At 67.1% G+C, this 26,467-nt stretch carries 23 protein-coding genes; 7 read left to right on the forward strand and 16 right to left on the reverse strand.

Annotated elements, in window-relative coordinates; genetic code table 11:
• Nucleotides 1-43: 43 nt before the first annotated feature.
• The 12 genes from AB0I54_RS43955 to AB0I54_RS44010 all read right to left on the reverse strand — a co-directional run bounded on the left by AB0I54_RS43955 (nucleotide 44) and on the right by AB0I54_RS44010 (nucleotide 8,967).
• Complete coding sequence (locus AB0I54_RS43955) at nucleotides 44-886, reverse strand: SDR family NAD(P)-dependent oxidoreductase (RefSeq protein WP_363301979.1); 843 nt, start codon at nucleotides 884-886, stop codon at nucleotides 44-46.
• Nucleotides 883-1,470 (reverse strand): isoprenylcysteine carboxylmethyltransferase family protein, encoded by a 588-nt coding sequence (locus AB0I54_RS43960; RefSeq protein ID WP_363301980.1) that lies wholly within the window; start codon nucleotides 1,468-1,470, stop codon nucleotides 883-885. Before AB0I54_RS43960 ends, AB0I54_RS43955 begins: the two co-directional genes overlap by 4 nt.
• Nucleotides 1,471-1,481: 11 nt before the next feature.
• Entirely contained in the window at nucleotides 1,482-1,733 is a 252-nt protein-coding gene (locus AB0I54_RS43965; protein WP_363301981.1) for an acyl carrier protein, read from the reverse strand.
• On the reverse strand, nucleotides 1,726-2,358 hold the full coding sequence (locus AB0I54_RS43970; protein WP_363301982.1) for a 4'-phosphopantetheinyl transferase superfamily protein: 633 nt from the start codon (nucleotides 2,356-2,358) through the stop codon (nucleotides 1,726-1,728). The genes AB0I54_RS43965 and AB0I54_RS43970 overlap by 8 nt, the downstream gene beginning before the upstream one ends.
• On the reverse strand, nucleotides 2,355-2,918 hold the full coding sequence (locus tag AB0I54_RS43975) for a ferritin-like domain-containing protein (RefSeq protein WP_363301983.1): 564 nt from the start codon (nucleotides 2,916-2,918) through the stop codon (nucleotides 2,355-2,357). The genes AB0I54_RS43970 and AB0I54_RS43975 overlap by 4 nt, the downstream gene beginning before the upstream one ends.
• A 14-nt stretch (nucleotides 2,919-2,932) precedes the next feature.
• Nucleotides 2,933-4,051, reverse strand: a complete 1,119-nt coding sequence (locus tag AB0I54_RS43980; RefSeq protein WP_363301984.1) for an SDR family oxidoreductase — start codon at nucleotides 4,049-4,051, stop codon at nucleotides 2,933-2,935.
• The gene (locus tag AB0I54_RS43985) at nucleotides 4,048-4,965 is read right to left on the reverse strand and encodes an aminoacyl--tRNA ligase-related protein (RefSeq protein ID WP_363301986.1); all 918 of its coding nucleotides are present in this window, start codon (nucleotides 4,963-4,965) and stop codon (nucleotides 4,048-4,050) included. The genes AB0I54_RS43980 and AB0I54_RS43985 overlap by 4 nt, the downstream gene beginning before the upstream one ends.
• A complete protein-coding gene (locus AB0I54_RS43990) occupies nucleotides 4,962-5,231 on the reverse strand; it encodes a hypothetical protein (RefSeq protein ID WP_363301987.1) in 270 nt (89 codons plus the stop codon). The genes AB0I54_RS43985 and AB0I54_RS43990 overlap by 4 nt, the downstream gene beginning before the upstream one ends.
• On the reverse strand, nucleotides 5,221-6,120 hold the full coding sequence (locus AB0I54_RS43995) for a diiron oxygenase (protein WP_363301989.1): 900 nt from the start codon (nucleotides 6,118-6,120) through the stop codon (nucleotides 5,221-5,223). Before AB0I54_RS43995 ends, AB0I54_RS43990 begins: the two co-directional genes overlap by 11 nt.
• Complete coding sequence (locus tag AB0I54_RS44000) at nucleotides 6,117-7,091, reverse strand: 3-oxoacyl-[acyl-carrier-protein] synthase III C-terminal domain-containing protein (protein ID WP_363301990.1); 975 nt, start codon at nucleotides 7,089-7,091, stop codon at nucleotides 6,117-6,119. The genes AB0I54_RS43995 and AB0I54_RS44000 overlap by 4 nt, the downstream gene beginning before the upstream one ends.
• A 361-nt stretch (nucleotides 7,092-7,452) precedes the next feature.
• Nucleotides 7,453-8,607, reverse strand: coding sequence for a flavodoxin-dependent (E)-4-hydroxy-3-methylbut-2-enyl-diphosphate synthase (gene ispG / locus AB0I54_RS44005; protein ID WP_363301991.1), 1,155 nt, complete (start codon nucleotides 8,605-8,607; stop codon nucleotides 7,453-7,455).
• Between the two features lie 168 nt (nucleotides 8,608-8,775).
• The gene (locus tag AB0I54_RS44010; RefSeq protein WP_363301992.1) at nucleotides 8,776-8,967 is read right to left on the reverse strand and encodes a transposase family protein; all 192 of its coding nucleotides are present in this window, start codon (nucleotides 8,965-8,967) and stop codon (nucleotides 8,776-8,778) included.
• A 1,910-nt stretch (nucleotides 8,968-10,877) separates the two neighbouring features.
• Between AB0I54_RS44010 and AB0I54_RS44015 the strand changes: the two genes are divergently transcribed.
• Nucleotides 10,878-12,782: a protein kinase gene (locus tag AB0I54_RS44015; RefSeq protein ID WP_363301993.1), complete on the forward strand. Its 1,905-nt coding sequence runs from the start codon at nucleotides 10,878-10,880 to the stop codon at nucleotides 12,780-12,782.
• Between the two features lie 207 nt (nucleotides 12,783-12,989).
• On the forward strand, nucleotides 12,990-14,894 hold the full coding sequence (locus AB0I54_RS44020) for an FHA domain-containing protein (protein ID WP_363301994.1): 1,905 nt from the start codon (nucleotides 12,990-12,992) through the stop codon (nucleotides 14,892-14,894).
• 437 nt (nucleotides 14,895-15,331) lie between these two features.
• On the opposite strand, the gene AB0I54_RS44025 is transcribed toward AB0I54_RS44020, so the two are convergent.
• The 3 genes from AB0I54_RS44025 to AB0I54_RS44035 form a co-directional block, all read right to left on the reverse strand.
• Nucleotides 15,332-15,700, reverse strand: coding sequence for an ATP-binding protein (locus AB0I54_RS44025; RefSeq protein ID WP_363301995.1), 369 nt, complete (start codon nucleotides 15,698-15,700; stop codon nucleotides 15,332-15,334).
• Nucleotides 15,701-16,109: 409 nt separating this feature from the next.
• Complete coding sequence (locus tag AB0I54_RS44030) at nucleotides 16,110-17,384, reverse strand: helix-turn-helix domain-containing protein (RefSeq protein ID WP_363301996.1); 1,275 nt, start codon at nucleotides 17,382-17,384, stop codon at nucleotides 16,110-16,112.
• Between the two features lie 1,615 nt (nucleotides 17,385-18,999).
• Complete coding sequence (locus tag AB0I54_RS44035) at nucleotides 19,000-19,749, reverse strand: IclR family transcriptional regulator (RefSeq protein ID WP_363301997.1); 750 nt, start codon at nucleotides 19,747-19,749, stop codon at nucleotides 19,000-19,002.
• 364 nt (nucleotides 19,750-20,113) lie between these two features.
• On the opposite strand from AB0I54_RS44035, the gene AB0I54_RS44040 reads away from it, so the two are divergent.
• Genes AB0I54_RS44040 through dmpG form a run of 4 tightly spaced genes read left to right on the forward strand, consistent with a single transcriptional unit; the run spans nucleotide 20,114 to nucleotide 22,755 of the window.
• Nucleotides 20,114-20,278, forward strand: coding sequence for a 3-keto-5-aminohexanoate cleavage protein (locus AB0I54_RS44040; protein ID WP_363301998.1), 165 nt, complete (start codon nucleotides 20,114-20,116; stop codon nucleotides 20,276-20,278).
• Nucleotides 20,242-20,727, forward strand: a complete 486-nt coding sequence (locus AB0I54_RS44045; protein WP_363301999.1) for a dihydroxy-acid dehydratase — start codon at nucleotides 20,242-20,244, stop codon at nucleotides 20,725-20,727. Before AB0I54_RS44040 ends, AB0I54_RS44045 begins: the two co-directional genes overlap by 37 nt.
• 46 nt (nucleotides 20,728-20,773) lie before the next feature.
• Nucleotides 20,774-21,715 carry an acetaldehyde dehydrogenase (acetylating) gene (locus AB0I54_RS44050; protein WP_363302000.1) on the forward strand — a complete coding sequence of 314 codons (942 nt, stop codon included), beginning with the start codon at nucleotides 20,774-20,776 and terminating at the stop codon, nucleotides 21,713-21,715.
• Entirely contained in the window at nucleotides 21,712-22,755 is a 1,044-nt protein-coding gene (gene dmpG / locus AB0I54_RS44055; RefSeq protein WP_363302001.1) for a 4-hydroxy-2-oxovalerate aldolase, read from the forward strand. Before AB0I54_RS44050 ends, dmpG begins: the two co-directional genes overlap by 4 nt.
• Nucleotides 22,756-22,821: 66 nt before the next feature.
• Here the strand turns inward: dmpG and AB0I54_RS44060 are convergent, their stop codons facing one another.
• Nucleotides 22,822-23,112 (reverse strand): hypothetical protein, encoded by a 291-nt coding sequence (locus AB0I54_RS44060; RefSeq protein WP_363302002.1) that lies wholly within the window; start codon nucleotides 23,110-23,112, stop codon nucleotides 22,822-22,824.
• 1,033 nt (nucleotides 23,113-24,145) lie between these two features.
• Here AB0I54_RS44060 and AB0I54_RS44065 point away from each other — a divergent pair.
• On the forward strand, nucleotides 24,146-25,936 hold the full coding sequence (locus AB0I54_RS44065; RefSeq protein WP_363302003.1) for a reverse transcriptase domain-containing protein: 1,791 nt from the start codon (nucleotides 24,146-24,148) through the stop codon (nucleotides 25,934-25,936).
• Nucleotides 25,937-26,467: the final 531 nt, after the last annotated feature.

Below are 26,467 nucleotides of genomic sequence, written 5' to 3' on the forward strand. Positions count from 1 at the left end.
CTGTACCTCTGCAGGAATGCTCATGCGACTGCTCCTGTGATAGTCAGGCCGTGGGGCCTGGGAACTGGGTCTGGGTGATGGCGTCGATCGCGGCGTCCGGCAGGAACCGACGCAGCGCGATCAGGCCGTGGGCCATGACGCCGATCGGGTACCGAGCGCGGGGCCGGCTGCGGATGGCCGCGCGCTCGATGACCTGGGCCACGCGATCGGCACTGAGGGCCATGCTCAGTCGTTTCGGCTCGTATGCAGCGCTCACCCTGGCCTCGACAGCCGTGTGGAAGCGGTCGTAGGGGCCGCCGTCCGGGGGTGGGATCGTGGCGTTGATTTTCGTCGGGAACGGAGTGCGGATGGGACCGGGCTCCACAATGACGACAGTGATGCCCAATCCGCGCACCTCCAGGCGCAGCGCGTCCGACAGCGCCTCGACCGCGTACTTCGAGGCGTGCAGGAATCCCGCTCCCGGTAGGGAGAAATGCCCGCCCATCGAGGACACGTTGACGATCCGGCCGCTGCGGCGGGCTCGCATCGCCGGCAGGACCATCTGCGTCAGCCTGGCCAGGCCGAAGAAGTTGGTCTCGAACTGTCTCCGGGCGTCGTCGACGCTGACCGCCTCTACCGCTCCCTGGATGCCGTAGGCGGCATTGTTCACCAGGATGCCCACGGCGCCGTGGTCGGCCTCGACACGCGTGACCGCAGCGGTCATGCTGTCTTCGTCGGTCACGTCCAGGGCCAGGGTCACCGCCCCGGCCTGGTCCAGTTCCGACAGCGTTCCGACATCGCGGGCGGTGGCGTAGACCGGGTGCCCGGCACGAAGAAACCGCCAGGCGGCGGCCTGGCCGACGCCGGAAGAGCACCCGGTGATCAGAGTTGCGGGCCGTGCCGTCATGTCCTTGCCTTCCGGCCGACCGGCCGTGTCCACCGGGGGAGGAAGCGACCGGTCCTGGTCATGTAGTCGTGGTACTGCTCGCCGAACTCCGATGCACGAAGCTTGTGTTCCTCCTTGGCCGCCACCACGTTGAGCATCATCGCCATGTAGATCAGCAACGCCAGCGTGATCCAGTGCGGAAACGCCAGCAACGCTCCGGTGAACGCCAGCAGGAAGGACGTGTAGAACGGGTGCCGGATATGGCGGTACGCGCCCCAGGTGACGATGTGCCGGGGATCGTCGTTGTTCTGGTGCCACAGCGCGATCGGCGCCCGGTGTGTGCCGAGGGTCAGCGCGATCAAGGCGATCGACCCCGTGAACAGTACGATCGCGACCAGCCCCGTTACCGGCAGCCAGGCGGAGGACGTCACCGGCCGCAAGTCCAGCAATTGACAGGCGACGACCAGTGTGGGGCACAGTCCGACCGGCAGCGCGGTCAACCACCAACGCACATTGAGAGTTCCGCTACGCAGGAAGAACACCCTGGGTAACGCGGTGATCAGGGCGAAGTCGAGTAGCAGCAGGAGCAGGACGGCGGGATTCATCGAGGCCGGCCTCACTGCCCGCTCGGGCCGGACACCCGGGAGAAGACCAGCTCGGCGAGGTCGCCAAGGGTGCGCACGGCGGCGAAGTCCTCCCGGGAGAGCAGGATGTCGTAGTCTTCCTGCAGGTCGACCACCAGCTCCACGGTGGTCATGCTGTCCAGAGCAAGGTCGGACACGGTCATGTCCGGGGTGAGCCTGGAGGCGGGCAGCGCGATCACCGATGCGATCTTCTCGGTGAGTTCGGCAAAGTTGTGGTCAGTCACGGGTGATTGCTCCGTTCTGGGACAACAGCACCGCGACGGTGAGCACACCGCGGGGCAGGTCGAGACTGAGATATCGGAAGGCGGCCACGTCGGACCCGGCCAGCCGTGCGACGCCATGACGGGCCAGCGGCAGGTCCAAGGTGTACCGGCGCAGGTCGATCCCGGTTTGGGTCGGGTCGGACTTGTACAGCGCCTCCTTGGCCGTCCACAGGCGCAGCAGCTCCGCCCGCTGCCGCGGTGCGGGCAGGTCCGTGAGAGCCTGCTGCTCGTGCTCGGACAGGAACAGCAGCGCGGTCTGCGGGGCGGGGCCGGGGATGTTCTCGACGTCGACGCCGAGGCCGAGGACAGCGCGGTTGTCTCCGCCGACTGCAGCAGCGACAGCGCATTCGCCCGCGTAGGACAGGGAGGCGCGGGGGTGAGGAAAGGCGTAGGCCGAGGTGTCCTCGGGTAAACCCGCGCTCGCCAGGGCCCTGCGTAACGCCCGACGTGCCGTCAGCCAGGTGCGACGGCGGGGCTGAGACTGCAGCCTGGTCAGTTGCGCGACCTCGCCGTCGGTGAGGTCCGCCACCGGCAGCGGGACGTCGCTGGCCGCCAGCCGCAGCATCACCCGGTCCGGCGCTGTCACGGCGCCCCCGTCTCACCGAGGAACGACACTCGATCCCCGTATTCGGCCAGCGTCTTGGCGTAGATCTCCTGGTCGGCCTCGGCGAACCGCTTGATCGTGGCCTCGATGTGTTCGGCGCCGTAGCGGTCGGCCATGTCCTGCAGGGCGTCACGCACGTACCGGACGTGCCAGCGCTCGTCCCGCATGATCTGTTCGATCGTTTGGCGAATCCTGGGGTGCAGATCAGGCACACGGAGCTGCCGGTGGTACTGACCGATCACGCGCTTCTCCAGGACCTGCGTGATGGCCATGACCTCCATCATGTTGTTCGGGGTGCCGATCGCCTCCAGGTACTGGTCCTGGTAGGACTCGCGCATTTTGATCGGGAGGGAGTCCAGATCGTTGATGCACTCGTTCCAGTAGCGGGCGTGGTTGGCCTCGTCGGCGAAGTGGTGGGTGACCTCGGCCTGGAGCTTGCCGGGCCGCACCATGCGGGAGACCCGTCCGAAGAACAGGGCGGCGTTGATCTCCGAACTGCGGTAGTAGCTGAGCAGCCATCGGTCGTTGTCGGACAGGGACATGGGAAGGACTCCCTTCAGGAGGCGAGTGAGGCGTGGGGACGATCGCCTGGCTTACGCCCCCAGCGGCTCTGCACCAGCGACTGACACACGGCATGGACCAGGGCGCGGTTCGCGAACGCGGTGGCGCCCGGCCATGTCTGCACCAGCCGCGTGTTGACGAATTGCTTGGGGTGGAACAGTTGCTCGGCGAACGAGGCCACCGAGCGCAGCGCGCCCGCCGCGGGACTCGCGCTCAGCGTCTCTGTCGCCGCCACCAGATGCCGGAAGGTCTCCTGGTCGCAGAACTCCGGTCGCAACAGCCGCCTGCGGGCGAAAGAGGCATCGGTCGCGAAGACGTCGAACGCGGTGTCGATCGCTTCGCGCAGGCTGATGGCCTCGTGCGGAGCGGGCGCCAGGTGGTAGACGCCGGTGGGGGTGTCCGGCTGCGCAAGGTGCACGAGGGCACCACTGGTGGCGGCCGCGGTGGCCAAATAGAGCCGGGTGTCGGGGAGACCGGGCATCACAGTGATCAGGCCGTAGAAGAACAGCTTGAGCGTGTTGTGGAAAGCGTTGTACTGGGTGACGTGCCCGTGGTCGTCGTCGGCGACGATCGTGGACAGCCTGGCGACCGTCAGCGGCAGCTCCGGAAAGCGTTCGGCCAGCAGGAGTTCGGCCTCGCTCTTGGACCATTCGTAGTGATTGGCGAAACCGGCGTCGCCCGCGAGCATCGTCTCGCGCACCTCGCCTGTTCTGCATCCGGCGCTGACCAATGTGGACATCAACACGAACCGGTCCAGGGCCGGACAGCTGACTGCGTACTCCGCGACCCGGGCTGTGCCTTCGACGTTGATGCGCCGCGCATCGTCCCTGGACTGGTTGAACGCGGTGCGTGCGGCCGCGTGGACGATGGCGGTGACAGTGCGGGTGACTGCGCACAGCGGGGCGTCCTCGGTCAGGTCGGCAGGGACGACCTCGACCCGTTCCTTGCGGGCGTCCAGCACGGACGCCAGCTGGCTCCTCTTGGCGTCCAGCTCAGCGCGGTCAGCCGCCCGAACGGTGAGAACCAGCCGGTCGTCGGTGTCGGTCAGCAGGCGCTGTGCCGTATGCAGGCCAAGGTAGCCGTCGGCCCCGGTGACCAGGGCGAGACCGCTCATGACACCTCACGACCGACGGCGGTGAATGTGCTCGGCCAGTTACCCGGATCGGTGCCCCAGCGGTCGATCAGCGCGCAGAGCCACCGCTCGATGCCGAACGCGACGCAGCCGCTGGTCGCGGGACGACCGTCCCGGCTGATGCCGTACGCGTCACCGAAGTGGTCCTCGTGCATGTTGACCGAGGCAATGGCCAGGTCCTGGTAGCACGCCTCATGCTTGGTCGGGTGGAGCTTCTGCGCCAGGTACCGCGGGTTTGCAGTCGGGTCGAAGAACGGGTCGGTCGCCGCGTTCCACTCCACCGGCAGGCCCAGTCGGGCGATGAGCTTGTCGACCATTGTGCGGGTCTCGGAGAGGAAGTCCGACACCTCCTCGCGGGAGCCGACGCAGACGATTTCCCGCATCTGGAAGCTCCATTGACGACGTAGCGGCGCGAAGTGCTCTTCATGTCGGAAGCATGTGTTCCGGGTGGTGACTTTCAGGGGTGCGGGCAGCTCCCGGTCGCGGTGGTGGACATAGACGTGATAGCAAGCGGCTGGGGTGAGCACGTCGCCCGGAGTGGTCAGCTGGGCATGGTGCAGCGCGGCCTGCGGGTCCTGCCGTGCGGCCGCGGTGAACGTCCGCAGATGATGCGCCGCCGGGTTGAGCGGGGCGGCGAAAGTCACCAGGTGAGGAAAGGACAAAAAGTAGTCCACCGGGGACAGATCCATGGCCGGCATGAGGACAGGGTGGTGCTCCGGTTCAGCGGCCCACCGCGCGGCGATTGCCAGGAATGCCTGGTCGCATTCCCTGGCCAGCGCGAGCAGGGGTCCGCTGAGCGTGGCGTAGCCGCGGGAGTTCCACCGCAGACCGATCCGGCTGAGACTGTCGGCCATGCCTTCGTCTGTGGTCTGTGCGGGCGACGACAGCGTGTTCATAAAGACCTTCCCTCGGTCGAGGTGTCACCGGGGCCCAAAAACTTCGCGGCGATGGTTGTCACGTCTTTGAAGTCGCCTGCGGTCAGGCCTTCCACATCGATCGGCTGCCGACGTAGCCCCTCCAGCAGCAGAATCAGCTCTGGGATATGCAGCGACGTCAAGTGCCGGCCGGCCAGCAGAGGCAGGTCGTCGGTCAGCCCGCCGGGCGGCAGATCCCTTGCCTTGGCGGTGATCCAGCTGCGCAGTTGCTTGAGCTCAGAACGCATCGTTGGGTTCCTGGTCGAGGATGCCGGTGGACATGAAGAATCGCAGGCACTTGGCGGAGATCTGGCGGCGGTGCGCGCATTGGGCCGGATCGGCCCAGGCGTCCTGCGCGACCTGCCACGGGTCGTCGAACCCGGCATCGGCGTAGACATCGGGGTTGTAGTACTCCAGCCAGGTGGTGACGAAGAATTGGCTGATGCGGGCACGGACGTCGGCGAGGGTGGCGGTGTCCCACCGGGGCGCGTAGGTCTGCCACAGTGCCTGCACGATGGCCCTGTTGAACACCAGGTGCCGGCTCTCGTCTGCATGGTGGGCGTGGTTGATGAACCGCGCCAATTCGTGCAGGCGGACATCTTTGGCCTGCAGCACGTTGTAACGGTCGGCGTGCTCTTCGAACAGCAGCGCTTTGGCGAAGAACAGCACGTCCGCGACCGACCGCTCCGTGCCTTCGGCAAACGGCACGTGTCTGCTGCGGTACAACTTGGCGTACCGGCGGCAGAACCCGCCGAAGTAGACGCTGTGCTTGTTCTCCTCGTCCAGGAAGTGGTGCAGATAGTCGGAGATCTCCACGAGATCGCCTCGGTACATGCGGGTGGCCAGGCCCGCTATCAGCGACTTCTCCCCGTGGATGTTGAGGCTGAAGAAGTTCGCCGCCTCCTGGAAGGCGAGTTGTCTGGCCCTGGTATCGGTGAGTGGGAGCTCATGGCGGGTGCCGTGCAGCGAGGAGAGCTCCGGGGTGAAGAACCAGTCCCGGTCCGGGGCGACGGCTTCCGGCCAGGTGATCGTCTCGTAGGGGTTCTTGTACCGTGTCCGGGACTGCTCGGTGAGCCGGTCGACCGTGCCCATGATCGCGGCGATCGCCGTGCGCAGTTCCTGGTGTTGTGCCGTCATTCGATGCGCTCCGTGGCCTGCAGGATCGTGGCCTGCCAGTTCAACCCGTGCCCGGCCATGACCAGCAGCACGTGCTGCCCCGGCCGCACGGTGCCGGTGTCAAGCAGCGCCAAGAGGTTGATGATGTTGTCCGCGGAGATCGCGTGTCCGATCTCGCCCAGCGTGGTCTGACAGACCCGGTCGCGATCGACGCCGAGCAGACGGGCTGCGATCGTCCACGCGTTGTGGTTGGTGTTCTGCGGTACCACCCAGTCGATATCGCTGATGGCCAGCCCTGCGCGGTCCAAGGTCTGCCGGACCAGGTTCGGCACGTAGGAGAAGAACAGGCCCACGGTTTCGTCGTCGGAGGCGGCGTGGAGTCCTCCGTTGGTGATCTGGTGCGACGCGACGACGCGGAACCTGCCCGCAGCGGCGGACACCAGACATGCGGCGGCTCCGTCGGAGACGAGGTTGTAGGACTGCTCGTAGAGTGCGCCGTCGGGGAACCGGTCGGCGGTGACGCACAGCACCGTTCGCCAGTCCGGCTCGGACGCCAGCAGCGCGCCTGCCAGCCGCAGCGATCCGAGCAGCCCGGTGCAGCCCTGTTGGGTCAGCCCGAACACAGCGGCTGAGCCCAGGTCGAGGGCGGACTGCATCCTGCTGGCCGGGAAGTCCATGAGGTGCTTGACGTCCCTGGTCTCTGACCACGCTGTGACATCACCGGCATTGCCGTTGTGCGGCAGGCAGGTGCTGTAGACGATCGCGTCCACCGTCTCCGGCAGCGACAGGGACTTGACCGCTGCCCAGGCCAGGTCGTACGCGTACTGCCCCGGTGGGCACACGTGGTGCCAGGCAAAGCCGGCAGAACTCAGGTCTGCGACGGAGGATCGCAGGCGGGCCGCCTCAGCCGAGTCCGCCAGCGCACATCGGGTGTCACCGAGGGAGTACGCCATGTCTCTTAAGAAAAAGGGATTCACGTAGCACAGTTCCAATATTTGAGCTGAACCTTTGTCAGGGCGCGTCGCCGCAAGTTCAGGCGAAGCCCAGTAGCACCTCGGATCACCCGGGCACGCTCCGCGAAGCCGGCCACCACGGCGTCGCCGCCGGGCTACGACAGGTCTCTTACACGTCACGCACCCGTTCGACCTGCATCGACACGTGATCACCATGACGTTGAATCAGTCCTGGGGTAGCAGGTGACACAGGCGCGTACACGGGCAGCGTTACAGTCGCGGCCTGCGGGAACGTCATGCTGATCTTTGTGTTTCACGAACCTTCGTTTGCGGACGTTTCTGCGGGTGGTTTCCGCGTAAGCCTTGTCGTGATGGCCCGGAGAGGCGTTCGGCGGATATGTCAGCTGACGGAGACCTCGGGCTCCCCCGAGGAGGTGCCGTTCCTCTCCATCTCCTCGGCGATCTTCATCGCCTCCTCGATGAGCGTCTCCACGATCTTCGACTCCGGCACGGTCTTGATGACCTCGCCCTTCACGAAGATCTGACCCTTGCCATTGCCGGAGGCCACACCGAGGTCCGCCTCGCGGGCCTCGCCCGGGCCGTTGACGACGCAACCCATGACCGCGACTCGCAGCGGCACCTCCATGCCCTTCAGGCCCGCGGTCACCTCGTCGGCCAGCTTGTACACGTCGACCTGGGCCCGGCCGCAGGACGGGCAGGAGACGATCTCAAGACGGCGCTGGCGCAGGTTCAGCGACTCAAGGATCTGGATGCCGACCTTGACCTCCTCCACCGGCGGAGCCGACAGTGACACCCGAAGCGTGTCACCGATGCCCTCGCTGAGCAGAGCGCCGAAGGCGACGGCGGACTTGATGGTGCCCTGGAACGCCGGGCCGGCCTCGGTCACGCCGAGGTGCAGAGGGTAGTCGCACTGTGCGGCCAGCTGCCGGTAGGCGTTGACCATCACTACGGGGTCATGGTGCTTGACTGCGATCTTGAAGTCGCGAAAGTCGTGCTCCTCGAACAGCGATGCTTCCCACAGCGCGGACTCCACCAGCGCTTCGGCTGTCGCCTTGCCGTACTTCTGCAGCAGCCGCCTGTCCAGGGAGCCTGCGTTGACGCCGATGCGCAGAGTGGTTCCGGCGTTCTTGGCCGCGTGGGCGATCTCCTTTACCTTGTCGTCGAACTGCTTGATGTTGCCCGGGTTCACTCGGACCGCGGCGCAGCCGGCGTCGATGGCGGCGAAGACGTACTTCGGCTGGAAGTGGATGTCCGCAATTACCGGGATCTGGGACTGCTTCGCGATCTGCGAGAGGGCGTCGGCGTCGTCCTGTGTGGGGACGGCCACGCGGACGATCTGGCAGCCGGCCGCGGTGAGTTCGGCGATCTGCTGCAGGGTTGCCCCGACGTCGGACGTACGGGTCGTCGTCATCGACTGCACCGATACCGGTGCGTCACCACCGACCGCTACTGGGCCGACCATGACCTTGCGGCTGGCCCTGCGTTCGGCCAGTTTGGCCGGGACGGACGGCATTCCCACAGAAATCGCAGTCATTCTAGGTTCCACTCCGCGTCGTTGTTCCGCTCCGTGTCCCAGGCATGCAGGTGCCCGGCACTGCCAACAACGGATCGCATCTGGGCGGGGTTCAGGGCACGAAGTTTCCCTGACAGCCTGGGCACGTCACCGGCTGCCAGGACGGGGCGTGTGGGACTCTTCGCGGCGCTATCCGCCTGCATGGTTGTTGTCGGCGAGGGTGCGGCACCACCAGCGACGCTTGTGCCACAAAAGCACCAGCCCGCGCTCCCCGCAGCGAAGATCCCGAGGATGGGTCCGGGCTGTGCCCTTCACCTTCCAGGCGAAGGCCCCGCACTCCGGGCAGGCGCGAGCCGTTTCCTCCGCCGTGGCCAGATGCACCCGGCGGGTGCCGTCCTCAAGCCGCTCGACCCGTATGGCGGACCCCGTCGAGGTCGAGCAGCAACGCCGTACCGTTGACCACGCCCGTGGCCCTCACATGATCGTTCTGCCTAGAGAACAGGAATGATCACTCCCACGGGCTCCTTGCATCAGGCGGTACCAACGACCCTCACAGGGCGCCGAGCGTGACGAAGAGTCAGGATGTCTGACGAGGCGCACTGCTCAACTTCGAAGACGCCACATACCACCATCCCAAACGATCATCTCACAGGCGGCGCAGAGGAGAGCGAAGTTGACAACACCCCCGCAGGCACTCGTGAGCGGTTGCCTCAAAAGCAACCATGATCACCAGCCCTGCGGGCTCCTTGCGTCCGAGGCGCCATCCATCCGCAACCGTAACTCACTGTGACATTGGTTTGATCTCCTCTGACTGACGCCCCATCAAGTTCGATGACCCGGGATAACGAGTTTCCGACTCGGCCGACACGAAACTCTCCTGTAGTACCGGGCGGCCCGACTGTACGGTCACCGGGTGCGGCCCCCAGGTCGGCTTTGGGGGTTGTGGGCCGGAGGGGGGTAGGTGGGGGCCTGAGATTGCGCTTGGGGGACTTCTTCCGGCGCCACCGGGTGGCTGTTTCGATACCGCAATTCGTCCATTGTCACCTTTGTTGCCGCTGCTGCTGTCAGCGCGCCCATCGCAGCGGCCACTGCCGCTATTCCAGCCTTAACTGGGGGACTGACAAATGGGAGCCTTGTTGAAACGCCCGTAAAAATAGTAAGGCCCGCCGCTAGCCCGACTGTTGTGATTCCGTTCCGCCGCGCTTGTTCGTGTTCCCGATCCACCGTTCTTGCGGCTTCTATGTCGCGGTTTCCCTCAGTCGTTGAAGACTCGACCAAAGTAGCTGCATCGCTATCGATACTCGCACGTGATGCAGTCTCACTGGCAGCGGAAGATTCTGGCATGCAGACCAACCTCCTAAAAAGCCGACTGGATCAGTCTCTCATCAGCCCCCTGATAGAGAGAACGCCGCCACTGGCGCCAGGGTTCATTTCCCTCTCTGCCATCCCTGAAGGAGAGGGGCCGGTCAAGTGGCCATCCTGTCTGTATTTCTATCGTTTTCGGTCGGCTGAGTTCAGCGTGAGGCGCCAGGACGTGAACAAGTTCCCGAGACGGCTGGGTTGTTGGTGATGCACAGGAGGGGAGGACGGGTTCGGGGATGTCACGGATGGCCAGGTCACCTCCCAGCCCGTGGGCACTTCACGAAGCGCCATCCGCACGGCGACGGTCTCGTCCCGGCCCGGTCGCCGAACACACACGCACGCCCTCCACCGCCATCGCCTGCGCGACCGCATCGGCCACCGCCCGCACCAACTGCGCTCCCGCCGGCAACGCCACACCCGCCACCGCACCGCTCTCAACCGCCAGCAAGCCCCCGGCCGCTTCCCCGGGTGCACCCGGCCATAGGACACGCAGCTCCCGACAGCGTCTGCGCGCAGGCTGCCGGACCGGGGAGGTCCTCCCCAGTTCCCGCTGTCACCGTCGAACGTTCCGCGCCCCATACGCCGGGGAATCCCTCGCGCCGCGGCCGTCAGTCCGCTCGGTGGTCACCGTGACACCTGCCGAGTCCTGGCACGCCAGGAGGTCCTGAGTGCTGGACTCTGCACCAGCTGCCAAGAAGCTCTGCCCGCCAGGACACACAGACTTCAAGATCGAGGCAGACCTGACGGAGTCCTCATAGTGTTTGACGACCTCGTGCGTCCCCGCGGTCGCAAACCTCGCCGGCCTGCGGACCGGTGACCGATGCGGGATCGGTATGTCCGATGCGAGGACGGCGCAGCAGGCTACTGATCGGACGGGTGACGTCGCCACGTTCCTGGCCGTTCGCAGAAGACAGGGAGTATGGGCCCCAATGCACCACCAGGACGCAGGCTCGCCGGACGCGGCCGCCGATAGGCTGGTCGCCGGTCGTTACCGCTTGCTATCCGTTCTCGGCGAGGGCGGTATGGGCACCGTATGGCGCGCTCGTGACGAGGTACTGCACCGCGAGGTCGCCGTCAAGGAGGTACGCACTCCCGTCGGACTGGCCGCGAAGAGCGTCGAGCAAATGTACACCCGCTTGGAGCGGGAGGCCTGGGCGGCGGCACGCATCAGTGCTCGCGGTGTGGTGACCGTCCACGACGTGGCCACCTACGACGGTCGGCCCTGGATCGTCATGGAGTTCGTCCGCGGCCGGTCGCTGGCCGACGTGATCGGCTCCCAGGGTGCTCTCCCGCCGCGTGAGGTCGCGCGCATAGGTGCCGAGGTGCTGGCCGCGCTGTGCGCAGCGCATGGCACCGGAGTGTTGCACCGCGACGTGAAACCCGCCAACGTCCTGCTCGCCGACGACGGCAGGGTGGTGCTCACCGACTTCGGCATCGCCGTAGTGGAGGGGGATTCCGCGCTGACGATGACCGGCGAGGTCGTCGGCTCTCCCGAGTACCTGGCGCCGGAGCGGGCACTGGGCCAGACCCCCGGCCCCGCGTCGGACCTGTGGTCTCTCGGCGCGCTGCTCTACACGGCCGTCCAGGGCCGTTCACCTTTCCGCCGGACCACCCCCCTGACCACCTTGCGCGCGATCGTCGACGATCAGTTGCCCCCGCCGCACCGGGCCGGACCCCTCACGTCCGTCATCGAGGGGCTGATGCGCAAGGACCCCGCCGATCGCATGTCTGCCGAACAGGCCGGGCAGGAGCTGCACCTGGCCGGTGCCGCCCCGGTCGCGCCGATTGTTCCGCTTCTCGCACCGGCCACTGAAGAGCTGCCTGCCGCCGACTCCCCGCTCGAGGAGATCGCATCGACGGCCACGGTGGGAGCACCGATCGCCACAGTGTCGTCGCCGGTCCCGGGTAACGCCACGGATGCCGGAGACACGTCGACGAGAGCCGACACCCCCGCAGCAGAGGTCACCGCCCCGGGACAGCCCCCGCATCCCGGCAGCTCACCGGCGGTCATCGCCGAGACGGCCGCCCTGGCGCCCCGCTCGTCCGCCGACGCCGCCACCATGTCCACCGTGGACAGCCCCGCCGTCTTCGACGTCCCCGCCTCTCCGGCCGTGCCACTTCGCTCGCCGAAGGCCGACTCGGCTGCGGGCACCGCCGAGGCGCTCACCGTATCGGCAGTCCCGACGCCAGCGCCTGTACCCACGGCTGGTCCGGCGGTGCCCGCCAGGCCGGCGCCCGAGTACGTGGGCGCCGGAGCGTCCGGTTCCGGCGCCACGCGGCGTAGCCGGCTCAGCCGGCGCACCGGGTATTTGATCGGGGCGGGAGCGGTCGTGCTCGCGCTGTGCGCGGGAGGCCTGGGCTATGCGGTCGTCGGCGGCGCCGGTGAGGACCGGACCGGTACCGGCTCGCCCACGGGGCAGTCGCAGGACGCTGCCACCGGTACGGCGGACGGCACCACCCAGCAGCCCGTTTCGGTCACCGTAACGGGTGGCGCAACCAACTACGTCGGAGACTGTCATCCGGCGGACTCGGAGGCCCCCCAATTCACCGCGACCTTCACGGTGTCGCGGTTGCCCACCCAGTTCTCGTACCGGTGGGTCTCGACGAACGGGACTTTCGTCGACCGGCGTTGGCGGACGCTGACGTTTCCGGAAGGTGCTCCCCATATCCACAGGGAGACGGTGCGGCTGTCGACGTATGCGCAGGCCGGATCACTGCACGGTGAGATGGCCGTGGAGATCCGCTCGCCGTTCGATGCGGTGTCCAACACGGTGCCGTTCTCGATGACATGCGTCACGACGACGAACGGATCGTCCACCGGGCACGGAGGCTGACGCCGCGCAGCCGAGTCATCCCCGCGCATCCACCAGGCTTCGCCGGAGTCAGTTGAACCGCCGTCGGTCGGATTCTGACTTGGCCTGTCAAGTAAGTCCCGCTGGGCCGCGGTTTTGTGTGTGGGGACGTACGAGTTCCACCCTCGTAGTGCGTCAACCGCAGATGCGGTTCTCTGCCCGTACCCGAGCATTTCCCAAGGAGTTTCTGTGTTGTCGGTCATCGTGGGACGCACCGGTCCCTTCACTGGTCAGAGCGTGGTTCTGGGCAGCGCTCCGCTGCGATTCGGGCGCAAGAGCGACAACGACGTGATCATCGTCAGTGTCAGCGCCTCCCGCCTGCACGCCGAGATCGTCACTGAGGACGGCGCGTTCGTGCTCTACGACCGGAACAGCAGGAACGGTACCTTCGTCAACGACCGGCGCGTCACCCGGCACGTGCTTGTGCCCGGCGACTCCATACGCATCGGCGACGAAATCTTCCTGTTCGAGACGCAGGAGGCGGTGGAGACGGTCATGGCCCTCTCCGGGCTCGACCTGCCCCCCCTCAACGCCTCGGCGAACCCGGGCGAGCTGCGGGTCACGGTGACCGGGGGAGGCCCGGTCGGCCTCGCCTTCGCCCTGCTGCTGGAGAACGCGCTGCCGGAGAGGGTATCCATCACCGTCTACGACGGCCGGTGGATCAGCAAGGGCTCCACCGTGGTCTGGAAGGATGAAACCCACGGCAACATCCGCCGCCAGCAGGTCGTCACCGTCCAGAGCCGGCAGTACCTCGCGCTCACCGAGGGGATGCAGTCGGCGCTGTTCAATGCGGGCGAATACTCCGAGATGTGGCCCGTGGGGCCGGACTCCGTGGACGGCCGCCCGCCCCGTAACATCCGGATCGCCTACATTGAGGACAAGCTGCTGGAGCTGGCCAACGCCAAGTCCGCGATTCGGCTGGTTCCGGAGCGTTTCGATCCGTCGGAGCACCAGCACCGGCTCTCCCGGGAAAACGTCTTGGTGATCTGCGAGGGCGGCCGGTCGCGCACCCGAGAGCACTTCGAGGACCGTTTCGGCACGGCCGACGCCTCGATCTACTCTCTCGAGGGGGAGCACCTCCAGGACGTGGTGCTGGGACTGCGGGTCAAGTCCCGGCTCAAGGATCCGATGAGCGTCCTGCTGACCGTGGCACAGAACCGGTTCCTGCTCAACTCGCTGGGCGGCGAGGGCTTCCTCAACATGAGGCTGACCCGCGAGGAGGCCCGTGACGTGATCGGCATCGACCCGGTCCGGCAGATCTTCGAGGAGTGCATCGCGGCCCGGCCCTGCCTGATGAGCCGTTCCGAGGACAACGAGTTCGTCTGCCCGACCCATGGGACCCTGTTCCTGCCCGCCCTGCTGCGCAGCTCGCCGCTTTGGAAGCGGATCCAGGAGGGTCTGAAGCTGTTCGGCGTCGCCGAGGACGATCTCAGCGCCATCACCTCGTTCCGGCTGGACATGGTGCAGCGCCCCCGGTTCACGGCCCAGCTCACCCGTCCCGCCGCCACGAGCCCCGGAACCTACGGCTTCCTGCTGGGCGATGCAGCCAACGCCATCCACTTCTGGCCCGGACGCGGCCTCAACAGCGGCCTCGCCTCGGCCGTTTCCCTCGCCCGCTCCCTCAGCCGGGTCTGGCAGGGCCGCCCGCTGCGTGACGCCGACTTCATCCGGCACGAGGCGGCGATGTCCATGCTCCAGTACCGGCACAAGAGCCGGGCCTGGAACGCCATGGTCACCACCGACGAACGGGGCGTGACCCGTGCCATCAAGGACGTCATCGCCCGGAGCATGGAAGGGGACCGGGCCGCCCAACCCGGCGCCGAGGTGTCCGATCTCGACATCTTGCTGGACCGCATGTGCGCGATCCGCGAGCGCCTCGCGCCCCGCCTGCCCGGAATGCCGACCGACGAGGAACTGCGCAGCCACCTGTCCACCCTCGCCCCGTCGACCCTGCGGACCCTGCAGGAGAGCGGCGCCTGGGACACGCTGATCGTTGGCGGCGAGGAGGCGGACATCGACATCTTCTACCAGTCGGACACCCCGGTCTTCGTCGCCAGCCCCACCGACCCGCGCCTGATGGGCCAGGCGACGTGATCGCGGTAGCCGGGGCGCTCGAACCGGCGTGAAGCGGGGGCGGTCCGTCCTGTGACCGGGCCTGTTCGTGGCGGCGCCGGAACGCCGGGTCAAGGGCGTGAGAAGCTGCGGGTCCTGACATGACAAGTTGAGCGGGCTTTCGGTGCCCACCAGGGGACTCGCAGCTTCGGGCTGGATCGGGCGGCGGCAGGCGGAGCATCGCCATGGCGGCTACCCCAGCACCTCATCGAGCACGCCGCCGCTTTCCGGATTGACATGGAAATCGTCCAACGCACCTATGGGGCCGGGGGATTCGCCCCACTTCCAGGCGCTGGAGCGTAGCGCGAACGTGGGTCGCTCGTAGCAGTGCAAGGCTGCGGGACTCACACGACGCATGCGCACATCCGCTCGCCCAGTACGGCGTCGTCGACGGGGACACAAGCGACGGCGGTGGAACATCAGCCATGCGTACGGACGGAGAGACTGGCATGGACGTGCCAGCCCGCCGTACTGGGCAGAGTGGTCACTGAGGTCGAAAGGGCGGCGACGATGTCCATGCCGCGGCCGTGCTCGTCCGGGTCGACTTCCCGGTCGTGCTGCCGAGGCAGGCGAGGGGTGCCCCAGTCGGTCATCTCGATATGCAAAGTGTCCTGTTTGAGCGTCAGGTGAAGAGTCATGTCGGACAGTCCGTGCCGGGCCGCGTTGGCTGCCAACTCGCTGACGATGAGGACCGCGGTGTCCTGCTGTTCAGTGGACACAGGCCAGTTCTTCAGCAGGCGGGAAGCGAATTGCCGGGCGGTGCCGACCCTGGTCTCCTGCGCAGGCAAAGTGAGGAGAGCCTGGCGTGAGGGTCGCGCCTCTACTGCGCCTGGCGGGCAGGGATGCGGGCGAAGAGCTGTGCGGGGTGTGTAGCCGTTGGGCGGGCGGGCCGCGCGACTCTGTACCGGGGCGGCAGGCCGGGGGCGGGTGGCCGGGGCGAGGTGGTGCAGCTCGTGTCGGTACATGCCCGTCCTTTCTGTTCGCCTCATGGGCCGGCGGGGTGGGGTTTGCCACATGGCGGATGGAGGTGAAAAGCCCCGGCTCGGAGCGCGAGGGACGACACCTCTTTGTTTCCCTGCTGAACAGGGGCGATGACGGGAATCACCGGTTCTGCACTGTGTGTCTTGATCGTAGACAGGCGGAATAGCGGTTCCCATGTGCTGTGGTCGCGACCTGGTTGTGCAGTGCGCACAATCCTCAGGGCTGCTGTGCTGTTCCGCGGCCAGGCAGCGTATGCACTGCTGCGAGGGCAAGGCGATAGGCGAGCTCGTCGCGGTCGTTGTCCAGGCTGTAGCCGGTCAGCTCCTGGATTCGGCGCAGCCGGTTGAACACCGTGTTGCGGTGGCAGTGCATCATTTCGGCGGTGCCGGCCGCCGACCGGCCGCTGCGGAACCATGAGTCGAGTGTCGCGAGCAGCGTTTGCCGTTCGTCGGCTTCCAGGTCGAGGACCCGGCCGAGCATGCGCCACTCGAGCCGGGCCGCAAGGTCGGGTGCAGACACCAGCAGGGCCTCGGGCAGCCGGGTGTCCAGCGCAAAGGCTTGCGCCTCCCCTGGCGGTGCGGTGCGCAGCGCGATATCGGCGAGCCCGGCCGCAGTGCCGATGTATGCCAGGCCCGTCGCCTCACCGGATATCCCGGCCGGCTGGTCCAGCCATTGGGACAGAAGGGTTGTCACCCGCGACAGCGGTGTGCGGGCCAGTGCCACCACACCGATTTCCCGGTCCAGCCGGACGCGCCAGATGGAGCGGATGCGCCAGGCGGCAAGATTGTCGCGCAGGGAATGGGATGCCATGTGTTCTTGCGTCGGGTCGTGGCCGACACAGACTACGGCGTAGCGCCCGTCCCGCGGCAGGCCGAGCACCCGCTCCGCCTCGGCCGCAACGGCCGGCTCCACGCCATGGCCTTCCAGGAGCGCGTCCAGTAGCGCGTCTTGGCGTTGCTCGTCACGGCGGGCGAGTTCCTTCTCCCGGTTCCGGTATCCCCGGGCGAAGCTGGTGGAGGCGAGGTCGACGATGCGCCAAAGGCGTACGGCGTTGTCCAGCAGTTCCTCGCTTACCTCCGGTGAGCGGGCCCGTGCTTCGATCAGAAGCTTTTCCCAGAGCCTCTCGACGCCGAGCCGGAAGCCGTGCAGGACGGCCTCCAGCGGAAAGCCCTGCTCGGCCCGTAGGCGGCCGGTGGCCTGTGCGCCCTCGTACAGCGAGGGAGCCTGGGGCATCCGGCCGGCGAAAACTTGGAGCACGCGCTCTATGTTGCCGCCCGCCACCTTGGTGAGGTCAGCCCGGGTGATCGGATCACCGGGGCGGTAGGGAGGCTCTTCCTGCAGGATCAGGTCCACCACTTCTTCGACCAGCTCCGGGAGCCGGGCAAGCAGGACGTCGGCGAGATCCTGGATGACGGGAGAGATCGCCTCAGTCGTCTCTGGCTCAGAGCCCTGGGGGCCGCCGCGGGGCAGCGGCGCATATGGGGAGGTCACCGGTTACCGCCGCTGGACCTGGCCGAGGAAGGCGCGGCGGGCAGCACAGCGTCTCCGCTCCTTTGAGCTGGCAGGTGGTCGTCAGGCATGCTGACGGGCAGGGATGCCGCCAGTATCGCTGGGCTGACAGCGCCACACCGGCCCCGCGCTCTGCTGGTGCACGGCTGCGTCGGCGCCGGGGAAGGGGCCGCTGATCGTCCCCTTCGCCGAGGCAGCACGCGGGACGCAGGAGTCGGCTCCGTCGTAGGTTCGCTCGGCACGCTTTTCCCGGGAATGCGTCCTGGGACCGGGAAGGCGCTCACCACCGGGGCAGTGGCCCGGATATTGTCCTGCAACAGGGCAGGCAGGCGGCAGAGCATCTTGCCGGGCGGGGTCAGCCCGGCGAGTACGCTGTCCCAGCGCGATGGCCGCAGCCTGCCCCGCGGGTCCATGCCGTCAAGGATAGGCTTCTGCCGATGTGATCTCCTGACAGACGGCCCGAAGGTCCGCCACACCGTGCCTCGTCGAACACCGCATCCCTGCGGCACTGAGTGCCGCAGGGATGCGCGTTGGTCTTGACCCTCCTTGCGCCGGTTCCGGCGAAACTCCCAACCGCATGCCGCTGCCCGTCCGCGACGGGACCGGCCACCGGCCGCTGTTCACGCACGCCGTCGGCAGTGGCCAACGACCGTCGCACGATGGTCGGCAGCAGCCCGATGCCCGCGGAGATCCCCAGTGTCAGGAGTGCGAGCACGGTGGTCTGCCACGGCCAGGCGGGGCCGGACAGTTTGAGGTGACCAGCGGGGTATTCGGGGAGGAAGGGGCCCAGCTCGGGTAGCTGGGCCTTCCGGACGTCGACGATCCAGGCGTCGAGGCCACCTCCGCGGCGCTCTCCCAATGTGCGGTGCGAAGTCGTGCACGAGCTGGCCACATCAGTCATCTCGGGACAGGTAGCCAGGAGTTCATCGAGATGCTCACGCCTGGTGTCGGACAGGTTCTCGGGCTGGCCGTGATCCAGTAGGCGAGACGGCATGGGGAGGGCATGATCCGGGTCACTCTTGTGGCGGCCATGACCAAAGTACGTGTGCCGGGGGGCTGAGGCCGCCGGTGCAGCCGAGCGCCCGATCCTTGAAGAGGTGCTTGACCAGCACTCCGGGCTCCTCGATACGGCATCGGCGCAGGTCGTCGCGGTAGGGGCGACCAGGCGGGCCCGGTACTGGGGCGGACGGCGCAGATGGTCAGGCCCGGGCGCGGAGCACAGCGTTTGACCGTGTTGAGCGCCTGGTTGGGCCAGCGGGCGCAGTCGAGGAGGTTGACACCGTTGTCGATCAGATAGTGGACGGCGTGCCAGCACTGCGTGGCGTCGGGCAGGGCGCCGCGGATCGCCTCGGCATACCGATCCGTCGCCATACGATCTCGCCACCGGGACGATCGCGCAGCCGCACTTCGAGCGTCTCCGGCTTCCGGCCGGACGCGGTCGCCTGCCTCGGTCCGCCGCGTGAGCATCGTGGTATGGGCTGCCGGGCCATCGCTTTGCCCTGGTACCGGCACCCGCCGTGTGGCCCGCATGACCAGCTGATCCGGCCGAGCAGAAGTCGTGAGGGCGAAGCAAGCAGGGGTAGAACGGGGCCGGGCGTTATGCCGGGGGCGGCTGGAGCCTAGCGCTGAGTGCACTGGCAGCCGTGCGGAGCCGGTCGGTGAGACGCTCGTGGTGCCGGGTGAACCGGGTCGCCGTGGTCGAGATGCTGAGCGCCGCGACTACGGTCCCGTCCCCGTCACGTACCGGCACGGCTATGCAGCGTATCTCCGGCGAGACGTCGCCCAGATCGTAGGCGATCTCCTCACGCCGGATCGTCTCTGCTTCCTTGGGGAGGAGACCCGCGTTAGCGGACGTCCCGGCAAGGACGCCGGCGGCCTCAGCCCTGGGCAACGAGATCTGTGCCGGAGTGTTGTACGAGAGCAGGATCTTGCCGATCGCGGTCCGGTTGGCGGCCAACCGGGTACCGGGATGCGCCCCCGTAACACTGACATGATGGCGGCCGGGCACGGAATCGAGATAGATGGCGGCAGAGCCTACGAGCACGCCCAGGTTGCTGGTCTCCCACGTGTCGCCGGTCAGCCGCTGCAGGACCTCCGTCGCAGCTTCACGGATGTCCTGCCGCTGCACACGAACGGCGTTGAGCTCCGCGATGCGCGGCCCGAGCCGGTAGCGGCCTTGACCGACCGCCTCCAACAGGCCTGTCGCGGCGACCGACACGAGCAGGCCGTGCGCGGTCGAGCGCGGCAACCCGAGCGCACGCGCGATATCGGCCAACATCCATTCCGTCCGGGTCGGCGTGAACAGACTGAGCAGGTCACCCAGACGCTCGATTGTCTTCAGTCCCACCACTGCCTCCTCACGGGTTCGGCGTGCTCTGTCCGTCGGTATCCGGCGACGGTGCCCGATCGTACGGCGACGGTGCCCGATCGTACGGGACAAAGCAGCCCCTTGCGAGATAGCCGCATGCATGCCGGGTGACCGTGCGGGATTGGACATTCGGGCCTCGACCGTCATCGGGCGACGTGGTCATATCCCAGGACGCCGCCGAGGTTCGCCACGGAAGGCAGCTGGGGGACAGGCCGCGCCCTCGGCACCAGCGCCCGGTGCGCTTGGGACGCGTGCGGCGACACCCGATGCGATTGGCGCGTATGGCCAGAAATACACGCCGTGCAGAGGTGAGCGTGCCGATCAAGTGTAAAGGAGAGTCTGCATGACTCACTCCCCGACGTGGGTTGAAGTGGCCCGGAACGGGCCGTGGCGCCGTGATCTGCAGCCGCTGGTTCCACTCACCCCGGACGAGATTGTCGCCGACGGGATCCTCTGTGCCGAGGCCGGGGCGTGCACGCGTTCCGGCCCGACGGCACCGACGACCTGACCGGAGAGATCTACGCGGACATGGTCGAGAGCATCAGGTCCGGCCAACGCGGGTATCTGGGGATGCCGGAGATCGGGAACCTGCCGATCCCCGCGAAACTTCTGCGCCGCGGCGTCCGTGACATGGTGCGCATCTCCGACGCCAGGATGAGCGGGACCGCCTTCGGAACGGTCGTGGTCCTTTTGGCGCCGGAAGCCGCGGCAGGCGGGCCGCTGAGCCTGGTACGGGACGGCGACCGGATCAGGCTGGACGTCGGCAGGAGGACGCTCGACCTGTTGGTCGGTGACAGCGAGTTCGAAGCCCGCGCCGCCACTGCCCAGCCGCCGGCACGGGCGCCCGTGTCCGGTTGTGAGTTCTTGCACCACCACGTTCTGCAGGCCGACAAAGGCGCGGATCTCGACTTCCTCGTCGGTCGTCGGCCGGCAGGTGTGCCCCGCGAAAGCAACTGACAGTACTCCCGTCCACACAGAGCCGTTGGAGTTCAGGAGAGAAGGTATGGAGAAAGCCGTCATCATCGGTTCCGGCAATATCGGCACGGACCTCGCCTACAAGGTCATACGCAGTTCGGTGCTCGAACTCGCCGGTGTCGTCGGTATCGACCCGCAGTCCGACGGACTGCGCCGCATGCGCGAGCTGGGGATCAGGACCACCTCGGAAGGCATCGAGGGATTGCTTGCCTGGCCGGACCTGGACGAGATCAAGGTGGCCTTCGACGCCACATCCGCGGCCGCACACGCGGCCAACAGCGCTCCCCTGACAGCGCGGGGGATCCGGGTTATCGACCTGACGCCTGCGGCCGCCGGCCCCATGGTCGTCCCGGCCGTCAACATCGCCGACCACGCCGCAGCGAGCGACGTCAACATGGTGACGTGCGCGGGCCAGGCCACCATTCCCGTGGTCGCCGCCATCTCCCGGGTCGTACCTGTGGAATACGCCGAAATCGTGGCCTCGATGTCGTCGCGCTCCGCCGGACCGGGAACCAGGGCGAACATCGACGAATCCACCATCACGACGTCGCGCGCTCTGGAAGCAGTCGGCGGAGCACAGATCGGAAAGGCGTTCGTCATCCTCAATCCCGCCGATCCGCCGGTCATCATGCGCGACACGGTTCACTGCCTGGTGGCCGACGCCGACCACGACGCTGTCCGCGCGTCGGTCCACGACATGGTTCGGGAGGTGGCGTCGTACGTTCCCGGATACCGGCTCAAGCACGATGTGCAGATCTCCGCGGTCGGTGCCGATGTTCCCCTGCGCGGTATCAACCCCGCACTCGTACCCAAGGAACGCCTGCAGATCACCGCGTATCTGGAGGTGGAGGGGGCCGCCGACTACCTGCCGGCCTACGCCGGCAATCTCGACATCATGACCGCGGCCGCCGTGGCTGCCGCCGAGCGGTACGCGGCCCGACCCGACCGCAGTGAGGAGTACGCGTCGTGACACAGGTCTTCATCCAGGACGTGACCCTTCGTGACGGAATGCATGCCATCCGGCACCGCATGGGCCCCGGGACCATCCGAAAGATCGCGGGGGCACTGGATCGCGCCGGCGTCGACTCCATCGAGATCGCCCACGGCGACGGCCTGGCCGGATCGACCCTCACGTTCGGGTCCAGCAGCCACACCGACGAGGAATGGATCCGCGCGGTGACCGAGACCGTCACGCGTGCTCGGGTCGCGACTCTCCTCGTACCAGGTCTCGGCCGCGTGAGCGATCTCGAAGCCGCGTTCGACCTCGGCGTCACCTCGGTGCGTGTCGCCACACACTGCACCGAGCCGGACGTGGCGACTCAGCACATCGGCCGTGCCCGTGAACTCGGGATGGACGTGTCGGCGTTCCTGATGATGTCGCACGGCCTTGAACCAAAGGAACTGGCCGCGTGTGCCAAGACGATGGAGTCGGCCGGGGCACACTGTGTCTACGTCACTGACTCGGCGGGCCACCTCACCCCGCCGGGCGTTCGTGACCGCATCCTCGCCTACCGCGACGTACTCGACGAGAGCACGGAGATCGGCATCCATGCTCACGAGAACCTCTCCCTGTCGGTGGCGAACTCGCTTGCCGCCGTCGAGGCCGGAGCGGTCCGTGTGGACGCATCTCTCGCCGGACACGGTGCGGGAGCCGGCAACTGCCCGCTGGAGGCGTTCGTGGCGGTGGCGAACCTGTACGGATGGGAACACGGCTGCGATCTGTGGGCCCTGCAGGATGCTGCGGATGATCTGGTCCGCCCCGTCCAGGACCGGCCGGTACGGGTCGACCGGGAGACCCTGACGATCGGCTACGTGGGTGTCTACTCCAGCTATCTCCGGCATGCCGAGCGCATCGCGCAGGAGACCGGACTGTCCACTCGGGAGATCCTCGTGGCGGCCGGACGCCGCAAGCTCATCGCTGGCCAGGAAGACATGCTGGCGGACATCGCCCTGGAGATCCTGGAGCAGGGTCCCGAGGCGCCGGTCGGCGAGACAACCCCTGCGGCCTGAGCGGGGTCTGCACGTTGAGACAAGCCAGCAGCTGCCGGGGGCACCGGCCGTACTGCTGATGTCCCATCACATCGCTGACACCAGGCAGGCGTACCGATGAAACTGACAGGCTTCGATGGAAAAGCAGCTGTCGTTACCGGGGCTGGCCGGATGCGTTTCATCGGCGGGGGAATCGCCGTCGCACTGGCATGAGCCGAGTGCGATGTCGTCGTCACGGGTACCGGTCGCGCTCGCGATCGCCTGCCCCCGGACGAACTGGCAGCGGGCTGGCGCGACATCGAATCGGTCGCCGAGGAGATCCGAGCACTGGGCCGACGCCTCCTTCACCGAGCGGACCACAGTGAACGCGGGAACCACCCGGTCAAGTTCCCCCGTGCGGACGGCCAGTCCGCCGTCGGGGACAGGTGCATCGACCGCCGAACGGGCCGGGTGGGGCGGAGCCGTCGTAGTACTCCGAGCCGGGGAGAGCCCGGTGCATGGGGAAGGGCGGCAGCGGAAAGCGAGAAGAGTTGGAGGCTGTAATGCCGAGAGAAGCGCCGCCGAACGGCAGTGCTCTGCTGGAGGCGGCCCCGGTGGAGCCGCGGCGGCGGGTATCGATGCAGTCCAGGCTTCATCGTTGGGCGGCGGCCGATGCACGCGAGGAACGAACACATGGCACGTCTATACCTTCATCTCCGACCGGGCCGTCCGGCAGGTAAAGGCGAAGATCCGTGCCCTGACCCGCAGGACGTCACCTCTGGGCCTGGACGCCATACTGGCCCAGCTGAACATGGCCAGGGACGGATGGGCCTTCTAATTCCAACACGCCATCGCGAAAACGTGGAGAGCCCGGTACTCGGAGACGGGTACGCCGGGTGTGCGCCGTGAGGCGCTTCGTTGTATCCCCGACGCAGTCGGGAGGAACTCGGAGGGAGGTTCTTGGGTCGCCTGACTCACCTGGACGCGAAAGCGCGAGGGGAAAAGAGCATGTCAGGGAAGCGGTGGTCGTCCGGAGGTGTCCGGGGGCGGGGTGCCGCGAGACCCGCGCGATATGGCCAAGGCTGGATTGCTTGAAGCCCAATCTCCAGTGGTGAGAGTGCGCACCCGTCGGAACGACACCTGTAACCGATGCCGCGTCATGCCGGGCCTTGAACCTGTGGGGCCGGGCAACCTCCGTGTCGCGGAGCGTCGCCCAGCGAGGGCGGTCAAGGAGATGAGTGGGCGGCCTACGTCGTGCTCGATACGTGCAGCGGAGACGTACCACGGGATCGCCTACGGGGCGCGAGCCCTATGGCGACGGAGTGCCCGTAGTAGTCGCAGGAGTCACGACCTGCCAAGAGGTCCGGGAGAGCCGGAACAAGGGCGAAGGGGCACAGGTGATCGAGGAGTTCAGCGAAGGGAGGCATGCGTAATGCAGACCGCCGAAACGGTGCTGGACGTCATCCGCAAGCGCGGAGAGAGGCGACTGCCGATCGAGAGGCTGTATCGGCAACTGTTCAACCCACAGCTGTACTTGATGGCCTACGGGCGGATCTATGCCAACAAGGGCGCGATGACGCCGGGGGTCACCAAGGAAACCGCGGACGGCATGTCGCTGGAGAAGATCGGCAGCATCATCGGCGCCTTGCGCGCCGAACGCTACCGATGGTCTCCGGCCCGGCGGGTCTACATCGAGAAGAAGGGATCAACGAAGAAACGCCCATTGGGCCTGCCGCCCTGGTCGGACAAGCTGGTCGCGGAGGTGGTCCGCCTGCTGCTTGAGGCGTACTACGACGTCCAGTTCTCCGACCGGTCCCACGGTTTCCGTCCCCACCGGGGCTGCCACACCGCGCTCAGCGAGGTCGTGGAGGTCTGGAAGGGGACGCACTGGTTCATCGAAGGGGACATCTCCGACTGTTTCGGCAGCCTCGATCACGAGGTGATGCTGTCGATCCTGGCGGAGAAGATCCACGATGGCCGGTTCCTGCGGCTGATCAGCCACATGCTCAAGGCGGGATACCTGGAGGACTGGCGATGGAACGCCACGCTCAGCGGTGCGCCGCAGGGTGGGGTGGCCTCCCCGGTCCTCTCGAACATCTACCTTGATCGGCTTGACCAGTTCATCGAACAGTCTCTGCTGCCTGAGTACAACCACGGCCGGCGTCGTCGCCCCAACCGGGAGTACCAGATCGTCGAGTACGCGATCCAGCGGGCCAAGCGGCACGGTGACCGGGAGGCGGTCCGGGAGCTTCGGCTCCGGCGCCGCACCCTGCCGAGCCAGGACCCTAACGATCCGGACTACCGGCGATTACGTTACGTCCGATATGCCGACGACTGGCTGCTGGGATTCGCCGGTCCCAAGCGCGAGGCCGAGGAGATCAAGTCGAGGATACGGACGTTCCTGCGCGACCAGCTCAAGCTCGAACTGTCCGAGTCCAAGACGCTGATCACCCACGCTGCCAGCCAGGCGGCGCACTTCCTCGGATACGAGATCCGAGTCCAGCACGCCGACACCAAGATCACGCGGCAGCGCCGGGCGGTCAACGGTGCCATCGGGCTCTTCGTGCCACGACAGGTGATCAGGCAGAAATGCGCGCTCTACATGAGCAAGGGGAAGCCCGCCCAACGAGGCCCACTGCTTCACGACGACGACTTCACCATCGTCGCGAAGTACCAGGCCGAGTTCCGAGGGCTGGTCCAGTACTACCTCCTCGCCCAGGACGTGTTCCGCCTGGGCCGTCTCCAGTGGGTCATGGAGACGTCGATGCTGAAGACTCTGGCCGGGAAACACCGGTCGACGGTCACAAAGATGTCCCGGAAGTACAAGAGCACCACCGAGACACCCGATGGACCGCGCCGCTGCATCCAGGTCACCGTCCCCCGCGACGAGGGGAAGAAGCCACTGGTCGCCCGCTTCGGCGGAATCTCGCTCAAGCGGCAGCGCACAGCAGTCCTAACCGACATCCGGCCGGTCATGGCCAGCATGAAGCGCAACGAGCTGATCCACAGGCTCCTCGCCGAGTGCTGCGAGATCTGCGAAGCGCGGACGAACCTTGAGGTTCACCACATCCGCAAGCTCGCCGATCTCAACCGGCCCGGACGCCGGGAACGGCCCATGTGGGTCCACCTGATGGCGATGCGACGGCGCAAGACCCTGGTGATCTGCCGCCGCTGCCATGAAGACATCCACGCGGGACGTCCCACCGCAGCACCACGGAAGTGATCACTGGAGAGCCGGATGCCTGGAAATCGGGCCCGTCCGGTTCGGGAAGGGGCCGTCGGAAAAGGACCCGAGCCACGGGCACCTCGTCGGCGGCCTACTTCACTCGGCGAGCCGCACGGGGAAAGGGACAGGGAGTGATCTCGGTACCGCGCCCCGTGCCGACTAAACGAAGTGAGCCCCCGCCGCTGGGACTACATCTCCGGCGACCGTGCCGACTTCGGCGTGAAGCGGAGAGGTGCCGGGCCTTCTCCGGCCGGCGCAGCCGGGGTGCGGTCCGCAGCTTGGGCGGTGGGTGGCTCGTCTTCCTGCTGGGCAAGCTCGAACGGCTCGGCGACCGGTATGTCCAGCGTGCTGCGGCCGTCCAGGGTTGCCGGTTCATGGTGCCAGAGCGGTGGCGAAGCCTTGGGCGGGGATCCGAAACCGGGCCCATCCTCTGCAACGTTCGCCTGCTGGGATCGGACAACGTCAGTGGTGCGAGCCTGCTGTCGCCCATCGGCCACGGTCACTACCGAGTCAAGAGCTGGAACGGAA

This window comes from Streptomyces sp. NPDC050625, assembly GCF_040654755.1.
Taxonomy (GTDB): Bacteria; Actinomycetota; Actinomycetes; order Streptomycetales; family Streptomycetaceae; genus Streptomyces.